Origin of the sequence: Halomonas sp. PGE1, assembly GCF_013000985.1 — a bacterium.
Classification (GTDB): domain Bacteria; phylum Pseudomonadota; class Gammaproteobacteria; order Pseudomonadales; family Halomonadaceae; genus Halomonas; species Halomonas alkalicola.
In genome coordinates this window covers 415,949-430,720 of record NZ_CP053032.1, presented here as the reverse complement: position 1 = coordinate 430,720, position 14,772 = coordinate 415,949, and the positions used below count along the sequence as shown (strand labels likewise).

The following is a 14,772-nucleotide window of genomic DNA, read 5'->3' as shown; positions in this document are numbered from 1 at the left end:
TTCATGAGAGGCCAGGAATCTTCTTCAAGGCGTCGCCAAATTTCGGATAATTGGCCTTCACCCCGTCATCGAGATCGATTTCCACCTGTTCGGTAGCCAGGGGATAAAGTACATCCCGCTCGTAGTCATCCAACTCGGCTAGGATTTTGTTGATCTTCTCGATTTCCTTCAGAGCTTTAGCCTTTTCACCCTGGGAGGCACCGGCGCTGATACTGACGGCTTCCAGATGGTTCTTCCGGGCTTGCAGTTTTTCATCTTTGAAATCGCGCAGATACTCCAGCACCGTGCCCACGGTGTGAGGCTGGTAGCGGTGCATGTAGATCAGCGCGTTGAATGAGCCCTTGGGAGAGGAGAACAGCCAATAGATAGGCCGCTTCTTGTAACGGCGCACGTGGTCGTTATAGAAGTCCTTCAGGAAGTACTTGCGAATGTCCTTGCCCAGCGCCTGCTCGACAAAGCAGAGATTTTCCTCGTAGTGCTCCTCGCCAAAGGCAATGCGCAGGAATTCACGGAAGCGCTCGGTTATATCGTCGGTGAACCAGTCGCCGTCGAGCATGGGGATGACATTGTCCTCATCCGCCGGGAAGCTCGGCTTTGGGATCTGCTTCAGGTAGTCCTCGATGGTCTCACCCTGATTGGCCAGCACTAGCCCCGGTTTGTCCAGCGCGTAGCGGCCGAACATACAGCCAACGGCGTAGGAGACCAGCTCGCGCATGGTGTCAGCCAGAAGAAGTGACTCCAGCTCTTCCTCACTTTTGTTGTTGCCGTAGCGGTAGTGAGGGTTGCAGGTCAGAGTGATATCCTCCAGCGGTACATCTGGGGCCAGCTCATCCTGCAGACTATAAGCGTCGATAAAGATGCGGTTATTATCTTCCTCCAACCGTCGCATTTCCTGTGCCATCTCTCGCCAGTAGGCGCGGAGGTTCTGATAGGAGGCATCTAGACTTGGCTGACGGTAGTTAGGATTCAACAAAGGCAATCTCGTGAAATCCCAAGAGGTTTCGTATGCGTCCCAGTCGCTTCTGGCAATATCAATGCACTGTCCGCAGATTTCAATGATGTTTTGCGATTGGTTACCCAAAGGAGGCACCACGAGCATATCAAAGTAGCCTGAGAGAAGATTAACCGTAGGACTGAGCGCAGCGAGTTCTTTGGGAGCCAGATTACTATTCGAAAAGGCCAATGACTCTCTCAGATCTTTGGGGCTATCTGAATAGACGCAAAGACTTGCACTTTCGAATATCGCTCCCTCTGGATAGTAGCGGAACGAGCCTGCTGGACTAGAGATTCGCGTCCACGCAAAACATTCTCTAAAGTAGAACTCACGTGATGGCAGCTTGTTGCCCGACCGCGCTAGCCGTTCAAAACCTTGCTTGTCATAGGTGATCACATGCTGAAGATTGCCATACCACTTCCGATACGGGCCGCCTTTGATAAGTGGCGCCCACCGAGCTCCTGATGACCAAAATTCCTCAGCGGACTGCGCTCCGGATTTCGACGATTCAAGGGGAACTTCCCAGAACTGCCTAATAAAAAGTTCATTATTTCCCGTGTTTAATCCATCTCTTGAGATGACCTTATCCTTTATCGGCGTCCCATCCTCGAAAAGACTGAAAAGGCGGGGTGACACCCAGTATGCGACAGGAGCACTCGAAATTTTGTTGAAGTCATTTGAGGAAGCCGTGAAACGAAAAATAGAATTTTCGTTATTGGAAGCATCAATCAGGGCATCTCGTTTTACCTGTTCGTTCCCACCTTCTACTAGGCGAATATAGGTGCCTCGTGACCTTAGTCGCCTTTTGTGCTCGAATACAAAAGCTGCTGTTGAAACAACAGCTCCGCCGATCGAGTCAAAGGCCCGCTCACCAAGATGTGCCATTGTCACAATATGATTTTCGAGCAGTAGCTCACGCCGAAGCTTTTCGAACGTTGATAAGAACATCCAGCCATGCATAGTGATCATAGAGAAAAAGCCAGCGGGAATTGACAACTGCCCGCACCTCTCAATGAACATCGCATACAAATCTGCTCTGCTCTTTGGGTATTGTTTCTGAGTCCAAGATGACAGCGCTTCATTTGCGCCACCACGACCCATATAAGGAGGATTCGCCACTACCACATGATATTTCGGCGATAACGCCTCGACCATGCGTAGCACCTCCATTAGCCGCTCGTACAAAACTTTCAGCAGCATATCAGAGCCGAAATCTCGCGCTTCCAGCGCCCGCAGAATCTCGGCCGGTTCGCGTAACTTCGGCACGATCAATGAGCCGAAGTTTCTCGCTTGCTCAAACTGACTCAGCGTCTCACGCAGTGAGTCCGTAAAAAGATCCTTACCCACCAAAGTTGATACATCCTGCATCTCGGATTCGGTAAAGGTCACATTCGCTAAAACGACAACATTCGGCTGCACTGGCTTCCGAAAAAACCGGCGCTGTTTTTCCCGCGCTTTCATCGTCAGAGCAAATGCGGCCAGTTCTCCAGCGCGTTCGTCGATCTCAATTCCGTAAAGGTTATTAGCCAGAATCTTGGCCGGAATATCGGCAGGTTCGTAACCTTCCTCTTCATAAATGGCATACAGCAGATCGAATGCATACGTCAGCATGTGCCCCGATCCACAGGCCGGGTCACAGATCTTGATCTCTTCCGGGCTATTGATCCGCAGGAAGTCGGTATCGGGCTCTTCCGGCTTGATGTAGTAATCCATTTGCTCGACCAAACCAGAGTCTGGCCGGTTGAGCAACCAGAGGCGGCCCAGCGAGTTTTCCACCAGATAACGCACGATCCAGTGCGGTGTGAACAGCTGGGTCGCCGCCGGGATATTTTCGGGTGTAATCTTCTTGTTCTTCTTGAGATCAGCGAATACCTGGTCTTTCTTCTCGGAGATATAGAACTGATACAGCCAGCCAATAACCTCGACATCTTCACAGGCATCCGGCGTCATGGCCTCGCGGGTATAGGCCAGGATCGAGTTTCCAGATAGCAGGTCATCCGGCATCAAAAGCTCGGTGTAGTCGTCAATACGCTCGAACAGGAACGGCATCGCGCTGTACCAATAGTTACAGGCCGCGACGACCAGTAAGCGATAGGCTTCCCCTTGGGGATCCTGGCTGGGCATTTTGCCATCGAGCAGGGCGAAGACCCGTTTTCGGGTATTTTCCACGACCATCTCTTCATCGATATGGCCCATCTTGGCATCCGCCAGAATCTCGGGCTGAAACTGCCCCTCGGCGGGCGAGACCACGCCAATGCGGTTATATCGGTTCACGTCCATAAACCGCAGGGCTACGAGCCGGTTGAACCAGATATACGCCACCCGCTCGACAACCTGCTCTTTACCCTGCTCGGCTATCGCCTCTTCCAGCTTTTTGATGGCCGATGGGCTTTCCCGCCGGGCGGGGCTTTCTTCGGCCAATACCAGTTTTAGCTTGGCGCCGACCTGTTCAATCAGGCTGCGGCGGGCGAACTGAGCGAATTTTCTGAGTTTTGCGGTTTCCATCGATTCATGCCTTGGTTTTGATCGTGACCGAGCGATATACGCTGACGCATAAATGAGCGTATATATTTACGCTGAGCGCATAAATTAACGCGCGCGCTTGTAAATAGCCCCTTTACGCTCGCCTATTTGCTCGATTTCTCCCCTTTTCTTCAATCTGGCCAACAACTTGTAGGCTTGATCCGGGCTGATATGGCACAGCTCAACCACGTCAGCACGTTTGATGCTGCCGTGCGTATCAATAAAGCTCATGACCATCTGCTCTTGCTGGATAGGATCAAACCCTGCCTGGCGTACATAGGCGGCCTTTTGCCCCGCCCCTTGATATACCTTGGCGCCCAAGGTGTAGGTGCGGCCCTTGCCGGTTCCGTGGGCTTCCACCATGCCGGCTTCCACCAGTTTCTCCAGGGTGCCCCGGACCACGGTTTCCGGCTTCTGTACCGACTTGGCCAGGTCCGCCGTTCTCAAGCGCCGCTCATTGCGCAGCCGGGACAGGATAATCAGGCTGTCAATGGGCATGGCGGCACCGGTCTGCTCCTCGCGCTCGACGATCATGCGCAGGAATTCGGCGTCCGCGTCCGCTGCGCTCATGCGCACGGAGACGGTGTGAGCGGACGACATGGAGTAGTCGGGGGCGGTGCGCCCGTAGCGGAGCATACCCTCGAAGATCCGGTCGATGCCCCGGCCCGTGCGTTCGGCCAGACCGATGCGCTTGATGATGTCAGCCAGCAACGGGTTGCGGGAGCGGGGGTCGGCCACCAGAAGGTTGTCCAGGTTGACGCCTTCCACAAATCCACCCGGGTTGCTGATGCTCAGGCCGTCGTCGTCCAGTTTGACGTGTACGGCGCCCAGGGCACTGTAATCGCGGTGAACCAGGGCGTTCACAAAGGCTTCCCGGAAGGCCCGGCGGTCGAAGTTGGGGATGGGCACGCGAAACAGCCCGATCTGAATCTCCTCTTCTTCCACCCGGGCCCGGAACAGCACTTCGACCTCTTCAAAGGTCTCCAGCAGCGGTTTGCGGTAGAACTCATTGACCAGGACATCGGTACCGCGCAGGACCTGGAAGGCTACCTCGTGGGAGGGTAGGTGTTGCCGGAGCTGCATTTCGTTCCCCAGCAGCAGCAAACCCGCCACGGTGGGGTGGCGCTGGCCTCCCACGCTCACAGTCAGCCCCAGGGCGCCGTCCAGCTCATCGTCCGCCAGGGGCATCAGGCTCTGATCGCCGCCGTATTTCTTGATGGCGTTGCGGATCCGGATGCGCTGAATCGGGTCCAGGTCGTCAACCGCCAGGTTTTCCACCGGCAAGGCCGAGGGGTCCGTTACCCCCAGACTGGACTGGCGCTGAACAAACTCATGGGGGTAGAAGGGCACGGCCTCCGGAGTGCCGTCCATCCTCAGGCGCCGACGTTGCAGCAGGCCATCCGAGGTGGACACCAACTGCCGGGACTTGGGAACCTGGATCCTGGCAATAGGTTGCCCTTCCAGCTCCAGGGACTCAACGCGCACGGCCAGCGAGGGAATGGTCTTGTTGGCAATCAGCGCGGGCAGGCCGGCGAGGTTGCGGTGATTGGCATGCAGCCCAGTCGGGGTGCCATCGTCTTCAACGCCCAGGAAAAGGTCGCCGCCCTCGGTGTTGGCCAGGGCCACCACCGCGGCTACCAGATCCCGGTCCGGCAGGCTCTTGACGTCGCTCTTGAATTCGACGGCAAGGTTTTCGCCGCCGCGAATGAGCGCCTGGATTTCCTGTTCGGCTTCGTGCATGGCTATCCCCAACTTTGACCGATTAGACGGTTCGGCACGCTTAGATCTGGACCTTGCGCCCTTGCTGGACTTCAACCAGCAGGGCCTCGCGCAAGGCATTCAGGTACCGGTCCACATCCCCCTCGTCGGCCAACCAGGCCTTGTCGAACGCGACACGGAGGTTGCGGGTGTGAACATAGTCGGCGGGCGATTCCTTGACCTCGGGAGTCCCCCCGTCACTCTGGTCTTCACTCTGGCTACCTGGGTGCTGATCGGGGTCGTCTGCCGGTGCTGATTTCTGATTGGCCAGCGCCACCATTTTGCCCAGCAGCTTCTGGTAGCCCTCTTCTTCAAAGTACCGGGTACGGTCCTTGATCACGGCAATCAGGCGCTCCTGCCCAATGTAGTCGACCAGATCCCGGAACGGTTTGTTGAGTTCATCCTGGCGTGGCTCCGGCAGGGACTGGTATTCGTCCATGCTTTGCATGCGTTCCTGCATGGTCTTCAGGGAGGTTTCCGCCTGAGCTCGGGTTTGCTGCACTTTCTCGTCGATGCGCTCCTGCAGGCTATCCAGTTGGCCCTTGAGCTGCTGAATGCGATTCCCTTTGTAGCAGTTGGGGTCGTTCAGGATGGTGCGGATCTGCTCAATCTCGTCCCCGGACACATAGATGAAGTTGGGCTCCTGGCTCTGCAGGAAGGACCGAGCCTGGTTGTAGATGTCTTTTTGTGAACCGCCCATAAACTTGCGGATGGGGTCGATGACATCCTCTTTCAGGTCCAGCAGTTGGTCTTCCTGCTTGCCCAATTCCGTCAGGTGCCAGGTGTAGGGCTTTCCGGCGACCTCTTTCAGCGTCACCAGGGCAGGTTTCAAGGCATTGAGAAACGGGTACTGATCGACTTGCGCTATCCGCCGATCCAGGTCGTGGTACATGTCCTGGAAGGCTTCGCCGGCCTCTTTACCCAGGGCCTTGGCTTCGCTGGTGCGGGGCGGGCTGTCGAAGAAGTCCTCGTAGAACGACTTGAGGACTCGGACCTGAGAGGCGGTGAACTCAATCTGTGGTTCCAGCACCACGTTGCCGTGGCCGTGAGTGTTACGCAGGGCGCGCTCCAGCTCGCTGTCCTCCAGGATATTACCGTCGAGACGAACTTCCACCTTGCCACGGGCACAAAGGTTGGCCAGCGTGCAGAGAATCGCGGCGTAATACCAGCCGTAGGGTTTGCGTTCGAACTTTTCCAGCAGGCTCTTCAAGGTGGTGCGAACACCGCCCCGGTTGTTGCTCTGAATGAACGCCAGCACCTCCTGCTCGGATTCCGCCAGGGCCGTGGCGTCGTTACCGAAAAGGCCATCGTCTGTACGGTTGAGGCAATTGCTGATGTCGTTTTCCGTGTAGGAAACGCCGCGCAACATGCGGAGGTTCGGGTAAGCCCGTGAAATCAGCTCATGGAAGCCCCGAATAATGCGGGTCTGGGGGTCCTCATTCGCCACTTCCACATCAGCGCCGCCAATGAGCAACTTGGACTTGCCAATGAGGGTCTGAACCTGCTGCCGGAGCCTGGCCTCGCGCTCACGGTTCTGAAAGCCCTTGTCATTCAGGATCCGCTTGACGGCTTCCTGCTGGGTAACGGAGATGTTCTGCTTGATGTATTTTTCGGTGCGCTTGAACATGAGCAGGTCCCGCACCAGGCGCTCGTCCGACGGCATGAGCACGAACAGCTCGTCCGCCTTGTAGGTCGAGGCTGTACGGAGCATCTGCTCGTTGTCAGTATGCTCGTGGAACGGACTGATGACATTGATCGAGAGCTCGTATTCACGCCCATGCAGACGATCATCCAGTTTGCGCGAATAGGAGTAGTCCTGCCCCTGGTTCTGGGAGGAGCCGGCGTCATAGCGGATTTTGCGCTGTTTTATAACAAAGTCGAAAACGATCTTTTCCAGCTCGTCCGCAACGTCCGATGACTCAACCTCTGTGTTCTTGATCTCCTGCTCGACGTCCTTTTCCTCGTCCGTCAGGTACTCGTACTGGTCCCCGTTGCGCTGTATGTAGGTCTGTTGCTCCAGAAGGCTCAGGGCTTCCTCGACCTTGGTGCGAAGTGCCGGCAGATCCTGATCGAAGGCATCCAGCATCAGCACGCAAAGGTTACGCACCGTGGACTTGAATTCCTTGACATATTTGACCAGGAACAGGGCCTTCAGCAGCCGGACGGCGAAGGCATTATCGAGGTGGTTCTCTGCCTGAATAATCGCCCGCTGTATTTGTGATTTCAGTGCAGAGCGGATGCCTTCAAACATCAGGTCAAAGGTGGCCAGCTGGCCCACCTCATGGTTGCCGATGTGGATGGCCACCTGCTGGAAAACCCCTAGCATGGAGCGTTCACCGACGGAACTGTGTTTACCCTCGAAGGCGTTGTGCTGCGACAGGTTCTGGATCGCCGATTGAAACAGCGCGAACTGGTAGGGGACGAAGGGGTAGCTGTGGATGAAGTGGTCCCTGTCCCGGAAGTTCCGGTAGGTAGCCGATCCATCCGCGAAGTCAAAGAGGGTTTTGAAGTTGTTCGCCTGTGCGTGGTAGACGTCCGACAGCTGATTGACGCCTTCTTCGGTCTTGGTTAGCAGGCGCTTCTGGATAACCTCCGCCACGTCCGCGCTGGACAGCTTCATGCGGTTATTGAACCGTGCCTGAATTTTCGAGAAGTCGTTGCCCTGCTGCTTGCCCATTTCGCCAACCACGTTTTTCATTTCTTCCTGGGCGGTGACGATAATCCAGGCCCGGCCCCGACACTTGGTGGCGAGGCTCTCGGCAATGGTTTGCAGGTTGGTCATCAGCTTGGTGTTGTCGGCAATGTACTGGCCGACCTCGTCCACAAAGAAGTTCAGGCGGAACTCTTTGTGGCCACCCTCTTTTGCCTGCTTCTCGATATAGGCATTCACATTGTCCGCGAAGTCTTCAATCGAGACTCGGTATTCGCTGCGGTACTTGTCCAGAATGCCCGCTGCCGACTGCGGGTCGCCACCGGTCACAGCGGCGTAGGCTTGGGCAATATTCGGGCCTTCCAGAAGGGCTTGCTCCCGGCCTTTCTGCCAGGGGCGGCCGGCGATGGTCTCGTACTCGGCTTTGAATTGTTCGTACAGGCCACGGCCGTCCAGATCGCGCTCAAACTGGGCAATGTGCCCTTGTTTGCCGTAGTAGCCGCACATTTCGTCGAAGACTTTAACGAACACGGCCAGAAGCGCATCAATCTGGGTTTTGCTGATGACATCGGCTTTCTGATCGATGTTGAACAGAATGCTCTTCGCCGGAATTGAGACAGCTCGCTTCAGGTCGCCCCGGAGAATTTCATTCTCGCTGCACTTGGGAAGGAACAGGCCCAGGGTTGTAGCACCGTCCATTTCCCGGTTTTCAAGCAAAAGGGCCAGCATTTTGAGCAGGTGAGACTTACCGGACCCGAAGAAGCCGGAGACCCATACACCGTTGGCCCCTTCGTAATTGTTGTAAGCGTCCAGGAACTCTTCGAGGCGTTTCTCAACTTCGTTGGTCAGTACGTATTCTTCAATTTCGAGGCGAAGACTGGCTTCATCGTCGGCTTTGATAACGCCTTCAATGGGGCGGTCAACGGGCTTTAGAAAAATATTCTTCAATGTCATTGTACTTTCCCTTAATGATTACGCCTCGAATCGTATCGTCCGCTCAGGCTTCGTAATGAAAGATGTTGAACGCACGGTAGTACTTGTCGTCATGCAGCCTGCCGAACAGATCCAGCGATGCACCGGTTTCCAGCGAGTGGGTATAGGAGCCCGGGAAGAACATCACCGTTGGCTGGTCTTTGGCGGTGCTCTGCAAGTTGTTAAGCACGTTGTGGGAGCGTATGTAGGGGAAAACCTCGCCCACCCCTGAGAGAAACAGCACGTCAAACTCAACGGACTGGAGTTTTGCCGCAATAGCGGGCACCAAATGGGCTTCCGGGTCCAGCACTCCCTGTAGCAGTTCTTTCAGTTGATCCTTTGAGACCGTGGGCTCGAGCTCCAACACCTGCTCCCAGATGTCTCTGTCTTTCAAAATATCGACGGCCAGGTCGTACAGATTGATACTCAGGATCCGGATGCCCGCCTGCTCCAGCCGGTTAACCAACTGCCGCTGAAGACGCTCCATTTCGACCGCTTCTTCAGGCCGGTAGGGACAGATGAAGAAAGGCACTTCATTACCCAGCCCCTGTTTGTTCAGGAACCGCTGGCCGGAAACCACGCTAAACAGGTGCTGTAGTCGCTCCTGCATCGGCATTTTGGCAATGTCCTTTCTCAAGCTGACATCCCCCTGATATCGGATTCATAGACTGGGAAGTAGAAAAACTCGTCAGGATTGTTCTGACGCAGCAACTCAACCAGCCTGGGGCTTAGCAGAACTGCGTTTATGGTTTTGTCCTTAGCTAACAACCCTGCCTCCCGCAGCATTCTGAACAGGACCTGCCGCAATTTATCGCGCGTTGAGGCGCTGGCATTATCAAGCTCGTCATGCCATTCCGATTTACGGTTATAGAAGGCATCGAAATCCTCAAAACTGAGATCCAGCTTCATCGCGACAAACCGTTCGTGTAGCACTTCCACCGCAAAGTCCGCGATAAAGCGGTACAGTCGGCACACGGCAACCCACAGAAGGTGAGCCTGGTCCTGGTGGTTTGCCTCGGCCAGGAAAGTCCGTTCGCTTTCGGTCAACGTCTTCAGGCGTGCAATCGCCTCTCTACAGGTGCGCTTTGCCGTGCTTTCCGTTCTGGCCTGTAGCAGGTTGTCATGCAGCGCTTGAGCACGCACCTCATCCCAGTCACGGAGCGACAGGTACAGCTCGGCCAGCTTCACCGATTCGCGGTGATACAGGCTGCCGGACGTGAAGGAGATGCGATACCGGCCTTGGGTCATTCGGAACGCTCACCCTTGCTCGTCTCGGCGGCGCCACCGCCCTTGACCCACTCATCCACTTCGACTTTTTTGAACTTCCAAAAACGCCCCATACGGTGGGCGGGCATTGCGTGCTTGTCGATCCAGCGGTACACGGTGTCATTGCTGACACCGAGGTGCTTGCCTATTTCGTCTACGGATAACCAGCGATCTTCCATCTCGGCCATGTTTTCGCTTCCTATGGGCGATGGTGTTGCCACCTTATCTGAGGCGGCACGGTCTCATGGGCGGAACCGCCCTACACTACATTGACTGATCAATATATAGAGGTACCACGCTGCTTTCAACCGAATTGATCTGCATAGATAGGCATAGATATGCTTTATCCTGCGCGAGCTGGCCGGCGGGCTCTCCAACAAGATGATCGCCCGCAAGCTCGACATCACCGAAGGCACGGTCAAGGTCCACGTCAAGCACCTGCTCAAGAAGCTCAACCTGCGCTCGCGAGTGGAGGCCGCGGTGTGGGCGGTGCAGGAGGGGGTAGACCGCTAGCCGGGGCGGTTCTGTGTGGATACCTCCAAATAATCCAGGGGCACCGCCAGCCCCCTACCGCCCCACCCTCCCCGCCACAAAGCCTTTCATAAACAGTCACCTGTAGATTATCCCCCCCTACCTCCCTGGAGGTATCCCCCCGCCTGGCGGCCGCCGAGGCCACGTTTCGCGCGCCCGTACGGCGGCGTATCTTTGCCCCAGAGCTCCTGCCCTTGATACCGGTCAACCGCTATCGGGCACCACGAGCACATCGCTGGACCTCAAGGGGATACGCCATGACCAGGAAGAATGCCGACATCGAACACTGGGATGTCGAGAACGAGGAGTTCTGGGAGAAGGAGGGCAAGCGGGTTGCCAATCGCAACCTGTGGATCTCCATCCCGAGCCTCCTGATGGGCTTTTGCGTCTGGATGATGTGGGGGATGATCACCACCCAGATGCAGAACCTCGGCTTCCCGTTCACCGTGAGCGAGCTGTTCACCCTGACGGCGCTGGCGGGCCTCTCCGGTGCCACCCTGCGCATCCCGGCCTCGTTCATGATCCGCATCGCCGGCGGGCGCAACACCATCTTCCTGACCACCGCCCTGCTGATGATCCCCGCCGCGGGGACCGGCTTCGCGCTGATGAACCCCGAAACGCCGCTGTGGGTATTCCAGGCCCTGGCGCTGCTCTCCGGCATCGGCGGCGGCAACTTCGCCGCCTCCATGAGCAACATCTCCACCTTCTACCCGAAGAAGCAGCAAGGCTATGCCCTGGGCATGAACGCCGGCCTCGGCAACTTCGGCGTCACCTCCATGCAGATCCTGATCCCGCTGGTGATGACCGTGGGCATCTTCGGCGTGATCGCCGGCGGCCCCATGGAGCTGCAGAACGCCAGCGGCACCCTGATCGGCCGCATCGAGGCGGGCACCGACACCTGGATCCAGAATGCCGGCTTCGTCTGGCTGGTCTTCCTGATCCCGCTGGCCTTCGCCGGCTGGTTCGGCATGAACAACCTGCGCACCATCACGCCGGCCCCGGGCAGCCCTGCCCAGGCCTTCGGCAAGATCCTCGGCCTCTACGCCGTGGGCGCGGTCGCCAGCATCATCGGCATGTTCGCCCTCAACCTGCTGGGCATGTGGGTCGCCCTGCCGCTGACCATCGTGCTCACCGTGGTGCTGCTGCGCCTGATTCCGGGCAGCATCAAGCCCAATATCCAGAAGCAGTTCGCGATCTTCTCGAACAAGCACACCTGGTCGATGACCGTTCTCTACATCCTGACCTTCGGCTCCTTCATCGGCTTCTCCGCGGCGCTGCCGCTCTCCATCAACGTCATCTTCGGCAGCATGATGGAGGTGGCCGCCGACGGCAGCGTGACCCGCGTCGCCAACCCCGACGGCCCAAGCGCCCTGACCTGGGCCTGGATCGGTCCCTTCGTCGGCGCCCTGATCCGCCCCCTGGGTGGCTGGGTCTCCGACAAGGTGGGCGGCTCCATCGTCACCCAGGTGATCTCGGTGATCATGGTGGTGGCCTCCGCCATCACCGGCTACGTGATGATGCTGGCCTACAACTCCACCGACCCGAACAGCTACTTCGCGATCTTCATGATCATGTTCGTGATCCTGTTCGCCGCCAGCGGCATCGGCAACGGCTCCACCTTCCGCAGCATCGGCGTGATCTTCGATGCCCAGCAGAAGGGCCCAGTGCTGGGCTGGACCTCCGCGGTCGCCGCCTACGGCGCCTTCATCGCCCCGGTGGTGATGGGCGGCCAGATTCGCGCCGGCACACCTGAGCTCGCCATGTACGGCTTCGCGATCTTCTATGCGGTGTGCCTGGTGATCAACTGGTGGTTCTACCTGCGCAAGAACGCCTACGTGAAGAACCCGTAACCCGCCAACTTCGCCCGGCGACCGGCCTCCCGGTCGCCCCGCCAGAGCCCTGCAGGAGAGACCCCATGAAGATCATGGTTGCCTATGACGGCTCCCGGAACGCCAAGCTCTGCCTGGCCCAGGCCGTGGAGATGTTCCGCTGCACCCAGCCGAAGCTGCTGCTGGTGGCCGTGGCCGAGAACCCCCGGGACTATACCGACGCCAACGAGGATCTCTTCCAGGAGGAGGTCCAGGAGCTGACCGCCGCCCTGGCCGAGGCCAAGACGTTCGCCGAGGCCGAGGGCTGCGAAACGGAAGTACATATCGCCGAGGGGGATCCCCGCAAGCAGCTGCTCGAGGCCACCCGCAAGCTGGCCCCCGACCTGCTGGTGATGGCACGCCACAGCCAGAAGCCCGACGGCGGCATCATCGCCCAGTCGCTGAGCTACTTCGTCGACGAGCTCGACTACATGACCTTCGGCAGCGTCAGCTCCTTCCTGGCCCGCCGCGCCGAGGTCCCGCTGCTGATCTTCCCCAGCCCCTAGGCGGAGAGGATTCCCTTGTCCGTGTCATCACGTCCTTCGCTTAAAGGATGACTTCACCATGAAAGTCGCTGACCTCTTCAAGGTACGCACTCCTGAGATCAGGGCCCTGCACCTGACCTGGATCGCGTTCTTCATCACCTTCTACGTCTGGTTCAACATGGCGCCGCTGGCCACCAGCATGCTGCGCGACGTCGACTGGCTGACCCAGGACCATATCCGCCTCTTTGCCATCTGCAACGTGGCGCTGACCATCCCGGCGCGCATCATCGTCGGCATGGCGCTGGACCGCTTCGGCCCCCGTCGGGTCTTCTCGATCCTGATGGTGACCATGGCGATTCCCGCCCTGGCCTTCGCCTTCGGCAACTCCTTCACCCAACTGCTGGTCGCGCGCCTGGTGCTGAGCTCCATCGGCGCCAGCTTCGTGGTCGGCATCCACATGACCGCGCTGTGGTTCAAGCCCAAGCACATCGGCTTCGCCGAGGGCTTCTACGCCGGCTGGGGCAACTTCGGCTCCGCCGCCGCCGCCATGACCCTGCCCACCATCGCCATCGTCTGGTACGGCGGCGACGAGGGCTGGCGCTGGGCCATCGCCCAGAGCGCCTTCGTGATGGCCGCCTACGGCGTCTACTACTGGTTTGCCATCACCGACGGCCCCTCCGCCACCTCCCACCGCAAGACCCGCAAGGCGCTGGCCATGGAGGTCAGCAGCTGGGGCGACATGATCAAGCTGATCCTGTGGACCATCCCGCTGGTGGGCTGTCTCGCCATCCTGGTGTGGCGGATTCAGGACATGGGCTTCATGTCCATGACAGCGGCGGTGATCTCCTACCTGGCGATCCTGGCCATCGTCATCTACCAGGTGGTGCAGATCATCCGCGTCAACGTGCCGATCCTGAAGAAGGGCGTGCCGGAGGACGACAAGTACCACTTCAACAGCGTGGCCGCGCTCAACACCACCTACTTCGCCAACTTCGGCGCGGAGCTGGCGGTGATCTCCATGCTGCCGATGTTCTTCGAGCAGACCTGGGGGCTGACCGCCGCGGCCGCCGGCCTGATCGCCTCGTCCTTCGCCTTCGTCAACCTGGTGGCTCGCCCCATGGGCGGCGCGGTCTCCGACCGCATGGGCAACCGGCGCTTCGTGATGCTCAGCTACATGTTCGGCATCGGCATCGGCTTCACCCTAATGGGCATGATGAACGAGACCTGGCCGCTGATCCTGGCCATCGCCATCACCATCTTCACCTCCTTCTTCGTGCAGGGCTCCGAGGGCGCCACCTTCGGCATCATCCCCTCGATCAAGCGCCGCATCACCGGCCAGATCTCCGGCATGGCCGGCGCCTACGGCAACGTGGGGGCGGTGGTCTACCTGACCCTCTTCACCTTCGTCACCCCGACCCAGTTCTTCTACATCCTGGCCGCCGGCGCCTTCCTCAGCTGGCTGGTCTGCTTCATCTGGCTCAAGGAGCCGGAGAGCGGCTTCGCCGACGAGTACTACCTCTCCTCGGTGGACAAGATGATCGAGGAGCAGGAGCAGCTGAAGGCCGAAGGCAAGGCCTGACGCTCACACCCACCACCCGAACCGCTGCGCCCGGCCCCGCCGGGCGCAGCCGTTTCCGGCCTCACCGTCCGCGACCTTGACTTCCGACAAAGACGCCGGCGGATGCGGGCGTCATAGTAGTATCCAGAATGCATCAAATCAGGCAG

Annotated in this window: 9 protein-coding genes and 1 pseudogene; 4 read left to right on the top strand and 6 right to left on the bottom strand. The window is 58.3% G+C overall.

Annotated elements, in window-relative coordinates:
- Position 1: 1 nt before the first annotated feature.
- The 6 genes from pglX to HIR79_RS02095 all read right to left on the bottom strand — a co-directional run bounded on the left by pglX (position 2) and on the right by HIR79_RS02095 (position 10,351).
- Positions 2-3,499, bottom strand: coding sequence for a BREX-1 system adenine-specific DNA-methyltransferase PglX (pglX, locus tag HIR79_RS02120; RefSeq protein WP_169956450.1), 3,498 nt, complete (start codon positions 3,497-3,499; stop codon positions 2-4).
- A gap of 84 nt (positions 3,500-3,583) precedes the next feature.
- The gene (locus tag HIR79_RS02115; protein ID WP_169956448.1) at positions 3,584-5,257 is read right to left on the bottom strand and encodes an ATP-binding protein; all 1,674 of its coding nucleotides are present in this window, start codon (positions 5,255-5,257) and stop codon (positions 3,584-3,586) included.
- 40 nt (positions 5,258-5,297) lie between these two features.
- Positions 5,298-8,879, bottom strand: a complete 3,582-nt coding sequence (brxC, locus tag HIR79_RS02110) for a BREX system P-loop protein BrxC (protein ID WP_169956446.1) — start codon at positions 8,877-8,879, stop codon at positions 5,298-5,300.
- A 43-nt stretch (positions 8,880-8,922) separates the two neighbouring features.
- Entirely contained in the window at positions 8,923-9,513 is a 591-nt protein-coding gene (locus HIR79_RS02105) for a DUF1788 domain-containing protein (protein ID WP_169956444.1), read from the bottom strand.
- Positions 9,514-9,530: 17 nt separating this feature from the next.
- Positions 9,531-10,145: a DUF1819 family protein gene (locus HIR79_RS02100; protein ID WP_169956442.1), complete on the bottom strand. Its 615-nt coding sequence runs from the start codon at positions 10,143-10,145 to the stop codon at positions 9,531-9,533.
- Complete coding sequence (locus HIR79_RS02095; RefSeq protein ID WP_008174223.1) at positions 10,142-10,351, bottom strand: helix-turn-helix domain-containing protein; 210 nt, start codon at positions 10,349-10,351, stop codon at positions 10,142-10,144. Before HIR79_RS02095 ends, HIR79_RS02100 begins: the two co-directional genes overlap by 4 nt.
- Positions 10,352-10,508: 157 nt before the next feature.
- Between HIR79_RS02095 and HIR79_RS02090 the strand changes: the two are divergent.
- The 4 genes and pseudogenes from HIR79_RS02090 to HIR79_RS02075 form a co-directional block, all read left to right on the top strand.
- Positions 10,509-10,676: pseudogene (locus HIR79_RS02090) on the top strand (LuxR C-terminal-related transcriptional regulator); the annotation flags it as partial.
- A gap of 275 nt (positions 10,677-10,951) precedes the next feature.
- Complete coding sequence (locus HIR79_RS02085; RefSeq protein ID WP_169956440.1) at positions 10,952-12,544, top strand: MFS transporter; 1,593 nt, start codon at positions 10,952-10,954, stop codon at positions 12,542-12,544.
- A gap of 65 nt (positions 12,545-12,609) precedes the next feature.
- Positions 12,610-13,068, top strand: a complete 459-nt coding sequence (locus HIR79_RS02080; RefSeq protein WP_169956438.1) for a universal stress protein — start codon at positions 12,610-12,612, stop codon at positions 13,066-13,068.
- Positions 13,069-13,126: 58 nt separating this feature from the next.
- Positions 13,127-14,626, top strand: coding sequence for an MFS transporter (locus HIR79_RS02075; protein WP_169956436.1), 1,500 nt, complete (start codon positions 13,127-13,129; stop codon positions 14,624-14,626).
- Positions 14,627-14,772: the final 146 nt, after the last annotated feature.

Excerpts from the sequence above, each read along its gene's own strand:
- pglX (WP_169956450.1), bottom strand. The coding sequence starts at position 3,499 with ATGGAAACCGCAAAACTCAGAAAATTCGCTCAGTTCGCCCGCCGCAGC.
- HIR79_RS02115 (WP_169956448.1), bottom strand. The coding sequence starts at position 5,257 with ATGCACGAAGCCGAACAGGAAATCCAGGCGCTCATTCGCGGCGGCGAA.
- brxC (WP_169956446.1), bottom strand. The coding sequence starts at position 8,879 with ATGACATTGAAGAATATTTTTCTAAAGCCCGTTGACCGCCCCATTGAA.
- HIR79_RS02105 (WP_169956444.1), bottom strand. The coding sequence starts at position 9,513 with ATGCCGATGCAGGAGCGACTACAGCACCTGTTTAGCGTGGTTTCCGGC.
- HIR79_RS02100 (WP_169956442.1), bottom strand. The coding sequence starts at position 10,145 with ATGACCCAAGGCCGGTATCGCATCTCCTTCACGTCCGGCAGCCTGTAT.
- HIR79_RS02095 (WP_008174223.1), bottom strand. The coding sequence starts at position 10,351 with ATGGCCGAGATGGAAGATCGCTGGTTATCCGTAGACGAAATAGGCAAG.
- HIR79_RS02085 (WP_169956440.1), top strand. The coding sequence starts at position 10,952 with ATGACCAGGAAGAATGCCGACATCGAACACTGGGATGTCGAGAACGAG.
- HIR79_RS02080 (WP_169956438.1), top strand. The coding sequence starts at position 12,610 with ATGAAGATCATGGTTGCCTATGACGGCTCCCGGAACGCCAAGCTCTGC.
- HIR79_RS02075 (WP_169956436.1), top strand. The coding sequence starts at position 13,127 with ATGAAAGTCGCTGACCTCTTCAAGGTACGCACTCCTGAGATCAGGGCC.